The sequence below is a fragment of the Litorivivens lipolytica genome (assembly GCF_014191715.1).
Classification (GTDB): domain Bacteria; phylum Pseudomonadota; class Gammaproteobacteria; order Pseudomonadales; family Spongiibacteraceae; genus Litorivivens; species Litorivivens lipolytica.
Genome location: NZ_JACHWY010000001.1, coordinates 892918 through 905899, shown reverse-complemented (window position 1 = coordinate 905899; position 12982 = coordinate 892918). Strand labels below are relative to the sequence as shown.

Below are 12982 nucleotides of genomic sequence, written 5' to 3'. Positions count from 1 at the left end.
ATCGTCATTAGTACTCTGCTCGATATAGCGGTTTTAACCCTGCTGGTTATTGTGGCGCTGGCCATGGTGCGCGCGCGAGATCTGTTTGCCACTGTGATGCTGTCAGGCATCTACGGTCTCTTGTCTGCCAGCTTCTTCATATTGATGGACGCTGCCGATGTGGCGTTCACGGAAGCGGCGGTTGGCGCCGGCATCTTTCCCTTGCTGATGCTGACCGTTTTGACCAGTGTTGGACGCTACGAAGCCGAACGTCGTCGTGTCCGTTATCTTCCTCTGTTCGTGATGGTGGTACTGGCAGGCGCCTTGTTTGCGGCGGTGTTGCAGATGCCGCCCTTCGGCGCCGTCGATGCGCCTTCACACGGCCACGTTGCGCAGCGTTATATTCAGGATTCACCCGCTGAAATCGGTATCCCGAATATGGTGACCAGCGTGCTTGCCAGCTATCGGGGATTCGATACGCTCGGTGAGGTTGTGGTTATTTTCACCGCAGCGGTCGGTGTGGTTGTGATTTTGCTGGGTGGTCGACCCAAAACGCCCCAACAGTCGACACAGGCGCTGATGGCTGAGCACAAAGTGCTGCGCGTGGTCGGCAAAATGCTGATCCCCCTGATTCTGTTGTTCGGCCTCTATGTGCAGTTTCACGGCGAGTACGGGCCGGGCGGTGGCTTTCAGGCCGGGGTTATATTTGCAGTCGGCATTATTCTCTACGCGATGCTGTTTGGCCTCAGCAACGCCCAGCGGGTGGTGCCCCTCGGTGTATTGCGCTGGCTTGTTGCCTTGGGTGTCTTGATATACGGCAGCGTCGGTTTGGCGAATCTCGTCGTTGGTGGCGAGTACCTCAACTACTCGATGCTGGCGAGCGATCCGGTAACTGGACAGCATATCGGTATTATTCTGATTGAATTGGGTGTAGGCATCACCGTGGCGTCGGCCATGGTGCTGATCTTTTTTGCCTTCACCCGTGCCACTCGCAGCCGCGATGAGCTGGAGGAGTAATGGCTGATTACTATAACTATCTGATCGTGGTGCTGTTGATGGTGATGGGGCTTTACATCGTCATGGCACAGGGGAATCTGGTCAAAAAACTGATTGGCCTGAATATTTTTCAGACCTCTGTGTTCATTTTTTATATCAGCACGGCCAAGGTAAGTGGTGGAACCGCGCCCATCGTCATAGACGGCGCGGAGCTGTATTCCAACCCCTTGCCGCAGGTGTTGATTCTCACCGCGATTGTGGTGGGCATTGCGACCATGTCACTGGCCTTGGCGCTGGTGCTGCGGATCAAGCGCGCTTATGGAAGCGTCGAGGAAGATGTCATACTGGAACAGGATAAGTCGTGCTGAGTCATCTTGCCGTTCTCCAGGTTGTTGTTCCGCTACTGGCGGCGCCAACCTGTCTGATTCTTGAGCGGGCCCGCGCGGCCTGGCTTTTCGCCTGTCTGGCCTGCCTCCTATCACTGGGTATCAGTATTGCCCTGTTTATGCAGGTTGAGGCGAGTGGTCCGATCAGTTATGCACTGGGCGGTTGGGAAGCGCCGTGGGGAATCGAGTACCGCATTGATGCGCTGTCGTCCTTCGTGCTGCTGCTCATTAACCTAGTGGCCGCTGCGGTGATCATCGGGGCCAACAGCAGCCTGACCGCTGAGTTGCCCGAGCCCCGGCACTCGCCTTTTTACGTGTTGTTCCTGCTCTGTTTTGCAGGGCTGCAGGGCATAGTCGCCACCGGCGATGCCTTTAATGTGTTTGTATTTCTAGAAATCTCCTCTTTGGCCACTTATGCACTGGTAGCACTGGGGCGAGATCGCCGCGCCTTGTTTGCGGCCTATCAATACCTGATTGTCGGCACCATCGGTGCGACCTTTTACCTGATCGGTATCGGTTTTCTTTATAGCCTGACGGGAACGTTGAATATGGCCGACATGGCCCAGCTTCTGCCCGGGCTGGAAGAACAGCGCCTAGTGGCGGCGGCCTTTGCCTTTGTCGTGATTGGTATTGCGATGAAGCTGGCCTTGTTTCCGCTTCATGGCTGGTTGCCTGACGCCTACAGTCAGGCGCCGTCGATGGCTACGGCTTTTCTTGCGGCGTCAGCGACTAAAGTGGCGCTCTATCTGTTTATCCGCATGTACTTTGAGGTGCTGGGTCAGGACGCGGTCAATGCACTGTTCCCGGTGGGCAAGCTCTTCCTGCTGCTGGGTGCGATCGCGGTAATACTGGCCTCACTGGCGGCTATTCGACAGAACAACGTCAAACGCGTTTTTGCGCTTTCCAGCGTCGGTCAGATCGGTTATCTGGTGATCGGCGTGGGTCTTGGCAATGCACTGGGTTTGCAGGCGGCGCTGCTGCACCTGTTTAACCACGGTCTGATCAAGGCCGCACTGTTTATCGCAGTGGCGGCAGTGGTGTGCCGGGTTGGTGGCAGCCGACTGGAAGATTTCCGCGGTCTCGGTCGCGCCATGCCCTGGACCATGGGCGGTATGGTGATCGGGGCGCTGAGTTTGATTGGTGTGCCTCTGACAGCGGGCTTTGTCAGCAAATGGTATCTGGTGTTGGCGGCGATGGAGTCGGGCCTGTGGCCGCTGGTGGCGCTGGTGCTGATCGGTTCCTTTATCGCCCTGTTCTATGTATGGCGCATTGTCGAAGTGGCTTACTTCCAGCCACGTGACGGCGCGGCGGTCAGTGAAGCGCCGCTGATGCTGCTGCTTCCGCTGTGGGCGATGGCACTGGCCAATCTTTATTTCGGTATTGATACGAGTCTTACGGTGGGTGGTTCTGAACAAGCCGTTAACTTTCTGATGGGGAGTCGCCCATGATGCAGTCAGCGACTCAACTTCTGTTACTTGCGCTGGTGCTGCCGCTGCTGGCGGTGCCGGGTATTTTACTGGCGCGAAACCAGCCGAATCTGCGCGAAGCCATTTCCCTGCTGACCGGGGCTGCGCTGTTTATTGTCAATCTTTGCCTCTTTAGCCTGGGCGAGGGCGGTGTAGTTTTGGTGGAGATTCTGCCGCGCCTGGCAATCAGTCTGGAGCTGCAGCCGCTTGGTTTGGTGTTTGGTTTGGTCGCCAGCTTTTTGTGGCCAATCACCACCCTCTACGCCATTGGCTATATGCGTGGCCACGATGAAGACAACCAGGCGCGCTTTTATGTGTTTTTCGCGATAGCCATTTCGGCGGTGATGGGGCTGGCCTATTCGGGCAACCTGTTTACTCTGTTTGTGTTCTACGAGATCGTGACCTTCAGTACTTATCCATTGGTCACTCATGCGGGTACTGAAAAGGCGCTGAAGGGCGGTCGCACCTACCTGAGCTTGCTGCTTGGCACTTCCATTGTGTTTTTCATCCCGGCGATGATTGGTACCTGGTTCTTTGCCGGGAATCTCGACTTCCAGCCGGGGGGTGTCTTCGGTGAAGAGGTTTCGCCCATCGCCTTGTCGGTGCTGCTCGTGCTGTTTGCCTTTGGTATTGGTAAGGCTGCACTGATGCCGTTTCACCGCTGGCTGCCGGCGGCGATGGTTGCGCCAACGCCTGTCTCAGCCTTACTGCATGCGGTAGCGGTGGTGAAGGCCGGGGTGTTCTCGGTCGTTACTGTGGTGGTGTATATCTTCGGTATCGATACGGTTGCCAAACTGCCGATTACGCCGTTTCTGGTATATCTCGCAGGCGCCTCGATCTTGTTGGCTTCGCTTGTTGCCATGCGCCAGGACAATTTCAAATCGCGCTTGGCTTACTCCACCGTCTCGCAATTGGGTTACATCACCTTGGGCGCGTTTCTGGCCAGCGAGGCTGCGGTCGCGGGCAGTTTGCTGCATATTGTGATGCACGCCTTCGGCAAGATCACCCTGTTCTTTTGTGCGGGTGCGCTCTATGTGGCTCACCATAAAAGTCAGATCAGCGAGTTTGATGGCATGGGCCGGGTGATGCCGATCACCTTTATTGCCTTTACGCTGGGCGCCTTATCGATCATTGGCCTGCCGCCACTGGGTGGTGTTTGGAGTAAATGGTTTCTGATGATGGGCGCACTGGATAGCGGCTACATGATTATGCTGGCTGTGCTGTCGATCAGTTCCTTGTTGAATATTGTGTATCTGCTGGAAATCCCGGCTCGCGCCTTCCTGAAACCGGCTCCGGAGGGTGCCACGCTGCAGGAAGCACGTAGCAGCTCGGTGCTGGCGATGACGATTACGGCTCTGATGTGTATCGCGCTGTTTATCTACGGCAGCGATATTTATGAATTTATTCGCTCCGCGAGGCTCACCTGATGGCATCTGAACAACGCGATGAGCGGCAACGCTGGTTGGACCGCCCGGAAAACGTCACCAAAATTGTCAGGGCCTTGTGGATTGCCTGCGGTGCTTTAGTGGTGGCCGAATTTTTTTATCACAAGCATCCCTATTTTGGTTTTGATGGAAGCTTTGCCTTCTACGCAATCTTTGGCTTTGCCGCTTATTGCGTCATCGTATTTTCCGCCAAGGGGCTGCGCCGTGTGATCAAGCGCGATGAGGACTATTACAATGAGTGAGGTATTGCTCAATCCCGCGCTGCTAATGATGCTGGCAGGTCTGGTGGCGCTGGTGATTCCCAAGCGCGCTTTAGGTGTGTGGGCTGTTGTTGTGCCGGTGGCGACGCTGGCTTTGCTGATTTCCTTGCCTGAGGGAGCGGCTGGGCAGTTCACCGTATTCGGTATGGAGCTGGTTACCCGACGTATCGACGGCCTCAGTTTTGTATGGGCGGTGATCTTTCATATCGCGGCGATTCTGGCAGGTATTTACGCCTGGCATGTGCAGGATCGGGTACAGCAGGTTGCGGCACTTGTTTACGCGGGCGCTGCCATTGGTGCGGTGCTGGCCGGTGATCTACTGACGCTCTTCCTCTACTGGGAGCTGACGGCTCTGTCATCGGTCCTGCTGGTCTGGGCCTCACGTAATCCCACCGCGACCAAAGTCGGTTTCCGCTACCTGATTATTCAAGTGATCTCCGGTTTGCTCTTAATGTGCGGTGCGTTGGTGATGCACCAGCAAACCGGCAGCATTGCGTTCGATCATATTGGTCTGGAAGGCGTTGCGGGCTGGCTGATCTTTATCGCCTTTGGCATTAAGTGTGCGTTCCCGTTCCTGCACAACTGGCTACAGGATGCCTATCCTCACGCGACCCCAACGGGCACAGTCGTCTTGTCGGCTTTTACTACCAAGCTGGCGGTTTATTCGCTGGCGCGTGGCTATGCCGGTGAAGATCTGCTGATAACCATTGGCGCGATTATGACCGCCTTCCCGATCTTCTTTGCGGTGATTGAAAACGACCTGCGTCGGGTGCTTTCCTACAGTCTGAACAACCAGTTGGGCTTTATGGTGGTGGGTGTCGGTATTGGTACCGAGCTGGCCATCAACGGTGCCGCGGCGCACGCGTTTGCCCATATTCTCTATAAAGCGCTCCTGTTCATGTCGATGGGTGCGGTGCTGTATCGCGTCGGTACCGTGAAGGCCAGCGAATTGGGTGGGCTTTATAAATCCATGCCCTGGACCACGGTGTTTTGCATTATTGGTGCGATGTCGATATCCGCTTTCCCGCTGTTCTCAGGCTTTGTCACCAAGTCGATGATCCTTACCGCCGTGGCTTATGAGGGCGAGTGGATCGTCTGGACGGTGCTGCTGTTTGCCTCGGCGGGGGTATTGGATCACTCAGGCATCAAGGTGCCGTTCTTTACCTTCTTTTTCCATGACGCCGGTCATCGGGTTAAGGAAGCGCCCTGGAATATGCTGCTGGCGATGGGTATCACTGCCTTCCTGTGTATTGCGATCGGCGTTTACCCCGATCCGCTCTACGCCATTCTGCCGTTCCCGGTAGACTACCATTCCTACACCGCAGCCCACGTGATTACTCAGCTGCAGCTCCTGCTGTTTGCAGCGCTGGCCTTCGCGGTACTGATGCGCAAGGGCTGGTACCCGGAAGAGATCAAATCCACCAATCTGGATTTTGACTGGGTCTATCGCCGCCTGCTGCCGCGAATGACCACGGCTGTGCTGAACGGTGTGTGGGCAGCCGATAAGGCGGTGCGCGGCGTTGCCTTGCGTACCCTGGATGGTGTGGTGGCAAAAGCCAGTCATACCCTTGGCCCCAATGGCGTCTTCTCGTCGAACCTGTCCACCGGTGCGATGGTGGTGTGGGTCTCGGTGTTGCTGGGCTTCTATGTGGTGTTTAGTTACTTCTGGACTGCCTGAATATCCCCTCACCCTGTCCCTCTCCCGGTGGGAGAGGGTACCTAAGTTCTTGGTTCCTGCGCTTGCTCCCTTTCCCTTTGGGAGAGGGTTGGGGTGAGGGGCCAACCTATTTCAAGACGGAACAGAGCCATAAAAAAAGGCCACCCTAAGGCAGCCTTTCTCGTTAGCTTGAAGTCCCTCAGGCTGTAGCAGCCTGAAGCTCCAGAGTCAGCACCCGCAGTCTGCGGGCCTGCATCTTCAAGTTGTACTCCAGTTCCTTGCAGCGGCTCTTCAGGGAGACTTCTTCCCATTTCTGCTGTAAGCGCTCCTTGCTTTCCGCCAGCTGCTGCACCTTGTCGGCATAGGTTTTCTGGCTCAGCTCCTTAAATTCCTGCAGGCTGGCAGAGAACTGCTGGTATTCCTGCTCCAGGAAGGCCGTTACTGCGCCCACGTCCACGGCCTTGGCTTGTTTCAGCTTTTCTTCGGCCTTGCGGAACTGCATGGCGACAATGGCACGCTGAATCTTGAAGTCCGGTACCTTTTTCAGATCCCAGGTCAGCCCCAGCCACGAACAGGTTTTGATCAGCCACTTAGTGGGATCAAAGTGCCACCAACGAATGCCGTTACGGTAGTCATTCTGAAAAATGTGGTGGTAGTTGTGGTAGCCCTCACCGTAGGTAAACAGCGCCAGAATATCGTTGTCACGGGCACTATTCTCATCAGTGTAGGGCTGGCGACCCCAGAAGTGGGCCAGCGAGTTGATGAAAAAGGTGGTGTGGTGGCTGACCACCAGGCGCAGAAAGCCCGCCAGCAGAATGCCCGCCCAGACATCGCCACAGAGCCAGCCAGCGAAGGCAGCGGGGGCAACGTTCATAAACAGGGCGATCTTCATGTAGTGGTTGTGCTGCCACATCACGATCTTGTCGCGCATCAGATCCGGGGCGTTGGAGAAATCGTCACGGCCCGCTTCATAGTCGCGAATCATCCAGCCCATGTGGGAGAACCACAGGCCTTTTTTGGCGGAATAGGGATCGTGATCGATGTCATCCACATGACGGTGGTGACGACGGTGGCCAGAGGCCCAGATCAGAATGCTGTTCTGGAAGGCGGCGGCACCGAACAGGGCGTAAAACAGGCGCAGTGACCAGTGGGCCTTGTAGGCGTTGTGGGCCCACAGGCGGTGGTAACCGGCGGTGATCGACATGCCGTTGGCGCCGAGGATTACGACGAAGGCAAGCCACTGGGTCCAGTGGAAGCCAACGGTAAAACCGTACCAAGGTACGCCGATGGCAGCGACGGCAAAGGTGATCGCAAACATCAGGGTTTGCGGCCAGAGAATAGGGGGCTTTTGCTCAGACATCAGTATTAGGGTCTCAATCTTCGATAGTCAGCCTAGGGTCTGGACATGATACCGAAAGGGTTGCGAGGGGGATATAGTGGAATGTGCTATCAGTGCTTGTCATTTCGGCCAAGCCAGCACTGCGGCTAAGTAGCGACAATCATTAACTTTTTGTAGGCAATCGCGGTACAGTTTGGGGCACACTGAACATCGCATAACGATAACAAGGAAATACCGCCCATGTCAGAAAATTCTGCGCCCGCGAAGTTGGTCGATCGCATTGATCGAGCCTTTGAAGGGCTCGCCGCCTGGGCTATCAGCCACCGCTGGGTCGTGGGGCTGTTCTGCCTGATGCTGCTGGGTGGTTCGCTGTATTTTTCCAGCAAGGTAGTCAGCGACAACAGTCTGGACGCCTACTTTGATCGGGGTGACCCAAGCTATATCGCCTACATGGATTATCTAGAGCAGTTCCGCTCCGACGAGATCGGCTACATCCTGTATCGGGTGCCCGGTGCCGAGCACGGCCCTTTTGATCTGGAGGCGGTGCAGAAAATTCACCGGCTTACCGAGCGCCTGGAAGATGAAGTGCCCTTTGTTCATGAGGTCACCAGCCTGACCAATACCGAGTTTATCCGCGCAGACGAAGACACCATCAGTGTCAGGAAGCTGATGCGCCGAGTGCCCCAATCCCAGGGAGAACTGCTGGAACTTCGTGATCTGGTGATGAGCCGGCCGCTCTATGTGGATTTCCTGATTGATAAAACCGGCGAGTACGCGGCCATCATTCTGGAGATGGAAAAGAGCAGTGTTGATCCCATGACGGAGATCATGCTCGACCCGGCGCGCGGCTCCGCCCTTGACAACCTCTACCCTCAGGTCAGTGACGCCGCCATCCGGGAGATTCTGGCGAGCCCGGAATTTGACGGCATCGAGTTCTACCAGACCGGTGATGTAGCGATGAACGCCGCCTATAACATCGTGTTTATGGAGGATTCCTCGGTCGGCATTCCGCTGACACTGCTACTGCTGGCGGTGTTTTCCCTAATTTTGTTCCGCGCCAGCCTGCTTGGCATGTTCGGGCCACTGGCGGTGGTTATTCTGAGTTTGCTGCTGGTGACCGGCTTTATGGGTCTGTTTGGCTGGGTGCTGGGAATGTTCTTTGGCATTGTTCCCACGCTGATCGCCGGCGTCGGCGTTGCCCAGTCGGTACATATCATTCTTGAGTATCAGCGGCGCCTGGCCCGAGGCGACTCGCGCGCTGTGGCGGTGCAGGGTGCCATAGGAAAAGTGGGCGGTGCCTGTTTGATGGCTGCGGTTACAACCGCGATGGGCTTTTTGGTGATGTCGGTATCTGAGATGAAGGCCCTCAGCGAGATGGCCATGTACGCAGCCATCGGCGTGATGTGCACCTTTGTCTTGTCCACAACCTTGCTGGTGGTTTTTCTCGGCAGTGGCCGCGAGCATAAACAGAGCGGCAAACCCTACGTGCAGCCCTTTGTATTGAAGGTGGCCGAGCGCTGTGGCGAATGGTGTGTGCGCTATCCGCGCCGGCTGGTCTGGGGCGGCGGCCTGATTCTGGCGGGGAGTCTGGCCGGTGTTGCGATGCTGAAGGTGGACTTTAACTTCCTCGAAGAATTCAAACCCCATGTTGAATGGCGCCAGCACACAGAGATTGTCGAAGATGTAATGGGTGGCATTCTGAGTGTGGTTTATATCTTTGACACCAAACAGTCCGATGGCGTCAAAAACGCCGAATTTTTGAAAGCCCTGGAAGGCCTTCAGACCTTTAGTGAAGCTCAGCCTTACGTAAAGAACTCCTTTTCGGTAGCGGACCTGCAGAAAGACATCAACCGCAGTTTTCATGGCGATAACCCGGAGTGGTATCGCCTGTCTGACAACGACACCCTGATCTCCCAGTACTTTTTCGTATATGAGCTCTCGGGCGGTAAGGAAGTGTACGACTACGTTTCCCGGGACTATTCCAAGGCCGTGGTGGAACTGCGGGTGGAAATGACTCAGGCCGCCAACCTGAAAAAACTGCTGGCGGATATTGATGACTACCTTGAAAAGAACCCTGTACCGAACGCGGAGCTGAAGAAAACCGGGGTTGGCTTGATGTGGGTGGTGATGGCGGAATATATCAGTCGCACTCAGTTGATCGGTTACAGTCTTATTTTTGTCGGCGTGGCGATTATTCTTTGTATTGCCTTCGGCTCAATCAAAGTGGCCTTGCTGGCGATGATTCCCAATATGGCGCCGGTGATTGTGGTGATGGGGGTGATGGGCTGGCTTGGCATACATCTCGATTACGTCAAGTTGCTGCTGGCGACCATTGCCATCGGGATTGCGGTGGATGACACCATCCATCTGGTCATTAACCTGCGGCGGCATTTCCTCAAAACCGGCAACTACGCCGAGTCAGTCAAACTGGCCTTGAATGATGTGGGGCCAGCGTTGCTGGTGACGACGATTATTTTGATCGGCGCCTTCTCCTGCTATCTGCTGTCGAGTATGGCGGTGATCAGCAGTTTCGGCATTTTGCTGGGCGCGGCCATTCTGGTGGCGCTGGTAGCGGATTTGCTGTTTATGCCGGCGCTGATTTTGCTGACTAAACCGTTTGGGCCGGAGCGAGCGAGAGGAGCAGAACTAAGCTAAATCTTGCGAATTCCACGGACCAAGGCCAGCGCGCTGTCGATGGCGTAACGGGGAAAGGCTATTTTTTCAGGGACGATCAGCAGAGCAATCCCGATGCCGTCAAAAATACCCATCAGGCCTGAGGCGATGGCATCGGGATCGGTGTCTTTCTCAAATTCACCAGAGGCAATGCCCATGCTAACCAGCTCGGTCAGCGTGCCATGAAACAGCTGATAGTGCTGCCGCATCAATTCGCGGAAGCGGGGCAGGTAGGCCGCTTGTGAGAAGAAATCGAGAAAGAGCTGGTTGTATTTTCCCAATTCCAGCATCAGTTCTTCGTGGTTGTGAAGAATATCCTTGAGTTGTGTGTAAGCAGACTCTCTGGGATTGATCGACAGGTGTAGGCGGTCCAGATTGTTTTCCAGAAAACTGTTTAGCACCCCAATTAAAAGATCTTCCTTGCTGTCAAAGTGATGGTAAACGCCGCCCTTGCTGAGCCCAGACGCTTCAACAAAATCATTCATTCGGCTCGCCGCAACACCTTTGTCGAGCAGCACGGTGATTGCGGCATCAATGATTTTCTGGCGACGCTCATCAGAATTCATATTTGATACTCACGGTGGCGGATTCTTCGGCGGGCAGTATTGGAATATCAAACTCCAATTCACTCAGGTCGGCGACGCTCAGGGCCAGCGCGGTATTCCAGTAATCATTCCACTGGTACTCCGCAAGTACAGTTGCACCGGCGAAACGCGGACTGGACGACCAGTTGCCCAACAGGCTCATGGTGAGATCGTCGTTGAGGTAGGTTTTGCGCCAGCCGACGGTGAAGATTTGGGTGTCATCATCTTCAACGGAATCATTGGAGTAGTGAGTGCCCCAGATGCCGGCATTAAACAGGTGGTTGCCGCTGGTGGTGTATTCAAAGCCAAAGGCCGCGTCGACTCGCTCGGTATGTTCGCCGCTGATGGCAACAAGTTGATGATCGCGGTGGGCGACTTCAGCTTTAAGAAGTAAACGACCGAGCGCGATTGAGGTGGCCATGCCTACCAGATCAAAACGCGCCAATTCCGGGCGTAGCCCAAAGTCCGGTGTGCCGGTTACTGCCAGAATCGCCGGACCCAGCAGGGCTGCCAGCGGTGAGCCGCCACTGTTGGTACTGTCCATTGAGGGCCCAAAGTATACGGGTGTGACGGTATTGTCGTAGAGCCGTGCTGCCATCACACTCAGGTCGACTTTACTGCCGTGCCATTTGTAGCGCAGACCAAATTCTTCGCCGGCTTCAATACTTAAATCCGCCGGCGGGAAGCCGGGGGCGAACTCCACCCTTAAACGGTGGTGCTGAAATATATCGGTGCGGGCTTCCGGTGTGTAAAAGGCCTGTAATTGCCCCACTGGCAAAAAACACTCGCCGACCAGCATATCCTGTGGCAAACGCACATTGCCGTAATCGGTCAGCAGTTGTTCCGTGTAATCAAAGGGGGTGACTATGTCGGTGACAAAAGTGCCTTCAACGGTGCCCCAGATCAGAGTCTGGCGGCCAGCGGTGGCGGTGCAGGAGGCCTTGCTGTACTGAAGCCACGCGCGCTGCCATTTGTTTTTGCCGTAGGCGCCGCCGCGTCGTTCGGCCAGATCGTCGTCTTCATAAAAATAGCGATAGCGCGTATCCAGCTTGAGGTACCAGCCCTCGGCCAGATTACCCTCGTAAACCAGCTGAACGCTGCTTTGCGATCGGTTGGGATCACCGGGAATCTGGGTGTGGCTGTGTTCAAGTGTGGTCTTGAAGCCGTCGGTCCAGTGGGGCTCACTGACTTCGATTTCAGAGGAGTCAAAGGAAAATCCGTCACCGCTGAGAAAATCCTCAGCGGCGATGGTCGGTGCAATGACTAGTGAGCTAGCCAGTGACAAAGCAAGCAGGGCGTGATGCGTTTTCATTATTTGAAGTGCTTGCGCAGGGCTTCCAGCGTTTTTTCACGGTACGCAAAGTCAGTCAGTGTACGCTGGGTCAGAAACTCGTCCTCGACCTCAACGTTCAGCGCGATGGCTTCGCTTTTCATATTCGATAGGCGCTGCGACTGCAGGTTGATCAGCGTAATATCTCGAGCGATCCAATGGCCCTCGATCTGCTGAATATCGGCAAAGGCGATCTGTTTGAAGGGCTTGCCACGCTTGTCGTAAGTCTGGGCTTTGAGAATGGTGTAGCGCTCTTTGTCCACCCAGTAGAGCAGTTTGCTGTAGTCGGTTTTGGGAGCGCGGATGGGTTTGGGGATCGCTTCAATGACCCAGACCTCGCGGCCACCAAACGGACCTTCCTGCAGAATTTTGTAGGTGTACTCGTCAACGGTTCCAGTTTCCATATCCTCGGTGGTGAACTCCGAGCCAAAGACGGAAACCGGTTCGCGATCCTCACCGGTACCACTGGCCATGCGTTTTACCTTGCCCAGCGCCGACAGATAAAGCCAGGTTTCCATATCTTTGTCCGGGTCGTCGTAGCTGTAGGTCAGCATGCCGATGCCGCGCTCACTGGCTGGTTCCAGCAAGATGGAAATACCCTTGCTGTCTTTCTTTTCCGAACCGTATTGTTTTGATACGGATTCAAGCACTTTTACTCGGGGCGTTTCGACACAGGTAATCTGTTTGTTCTTCTGGCCGAACTTGCAGGTAGAAAGCTGGGAGCGGGTAAGATTGCCGTCAGCGATCTCGCGCTGCAGGGCATCCATCTTTTTCATAATAGATTGCGCCTTGTCATCGTTCGCCATCGCACTTGCGGCGACAACACCAAGGGTCAGCGCGGCAATCAGTTTTCGGGTATTCAACATT

General features: G+C 55.4%; 11 protein-coding genes. 7 read left to right on the top strand and 4 right to left on the bottom strand.

The features are described 5' to 3' along the window. Genes FHR99_RS04195 through FHR99_RS04170 form a run of 6 tightly spaced genes read left to right on the top strand, consistent with a single transcriptional unit; the run spans position 1 to position 6210 of the window. Entirely contained in the window at positions 1 to 996 is a 996-nt protein-coding gene (locus FHR99_RS04195) for a Na(+)/H(+) antiporter subunit B (protein ID WP_343067476.1), read from the top strand. Further along, on the top strand, positions 996 to 1343 hold the full coding sequence (locus tag FHR99_RS04190; RefSeq protein ID WP_183409282.1) for a cation:proton antiporter subunit C: 348 nt from the start codon (positions 996 to 998) through the stop codon (positions 1341 to 1343). The genes FHR99_RS04195 and FHR99_RS04190 overlap by 1 nt, the downstream gene beginning before the upstream one ends. Beyond that, complete coding sequence (locus FHR99_RS04185; RefSeq protein ID WP_183409281.1) at positions 1337 to 2809, top strand: proton-conducting transporter transmembrane domain-containing protein; 1473 nt, start codon at positions 1337 to 1339, stop codon at positions 2807 to 2809. Before FHR99_RS04190 ends, FHR99_RS04185 begins: the two co-directional genes overlap by 7 nt. Continuing rightward, positions 2806 to 4254 carry a proton-conducting transporter transmembrane domain-containing protein gene (locus FHR99_RS04180; RefSeq protein ID WP_425488605.1) on the top strand — a complete coding sequence of 483 codons (1449 nt, stop codon included), beginning with the start codon at positions 2806 to 2808 and terminating at the stop codon, positions 4252 to 4254. The genes FHR99_RS04185 and FHR99_RS04180 overlap by 4 nt, the downstream gene beginning before the upstream one ends. Beyond that, complete coding sequence (locus FHR99_RS04175) at positions 4254 to 4514, top strand: hypothetical protein (RefSeq protein ID WP_183409280.1); 261 nt, start codon at positions 4254 to 4256, stop codon at positions 4512 to 4514. The genes FHR99_RS04180 and FHR99_RS04175 overlap by 1 nt, the downstream gene beginning before the upstream one ends. Further along, a complete protein-coding gene (locus FHR99_RS04170; protein WP_183409279.1) occupies positions 4507 to 6210 on the top strand; it encodes a Na(+)/H(+) antiporter subunit D in 1704 nt (567 codons plus the stop codon). Before FHR99_RS04175 ends, FHR99_RS04170 begins: the two co-directional genes overlap by 8 nt. Positions 6211 to 6388: 178 nt before the next feature. Here FHR99_RS04170 and FHR99_RS04165 read toward each other — a convergent pair whose 3' ends face one another. Continuing rightward, positions 6389 to 7549 (bottom strand): acyl-CoA desaturase, encoded by a 1161-nt coding sequence (locus FHR99_RS04165; protein ID WP_183409278.1) that lies wholly within the window; start codon positions 7547 to 7549, stop codon positions 6389 to 6391. Between the two features lie 219 nt (positions 7550 to 7768). Between FHR99_RS04165 and FHR99_RS04160 the strand changes: the two genes are divergently transcribed. Further along, positions 7769 to 10183: an efflux RND transporter permease subunit gene (locus FHR99_RS04160; protein ID WP_183409277.1), complete on the top strand. Its 2415-nt coding sequence runs from the start codon at positions 7769 to 7771 to the stop codon at positions 10181 to 10183. On the opposite strand, the gene FHR99_RS04155 is transcribed toward FHR99_RS04160, so the two are convergent. From FHR99_RS04155 to FHR99_RS04145, 3 genes are read right to left on the bottom strand one after another with little or no spacing between them, the layout of a single operon-like run. Next, positions 10180 to 10767, bottom strand: a complete 588-nt coding sequence (locus tag FHR99_RS04155; protein WP_183409276.1) for a TetR/AcrR family transcriptional regulator — start codon at positions 10765 to 10767, stop codon at positions 10180 to 10182. The two genes, FHR99_RS04160 and FHR99_RS04155, sit on opposite strands and share 4 nt — an antisense overlap. Beyond that, entirely contained in the window at positions 10757 to 12097 is a 1341-nt protein-coding gene (locus FHR99_RS04150) for a hypothetical protein (RefSeq protein ID WP_183409275.1), read from the bottom strand. Before FHR99_RS04150 ends, FHR99_RS04155 begins: the two co-directional genes overlap by 11 nt. Continuing rightward, positions 12097 to 12981: an outer membrane lipoprotein-sorting protein gene (locus FHR99_RS04145; protein ID WP_183409274.1), complete on the bottom strand. Its 885-nt coding sequence runs from the start codon at positions 12979 to 12981 to the stop codon at positions 12097 to 12099. The genes FHR99_RS04150 and FHR99_RS04145 overlap by 1 nt, the downstream gene beginning before the upstream one ends. Position 12982 lies beyond the last annotated feature (1 nt).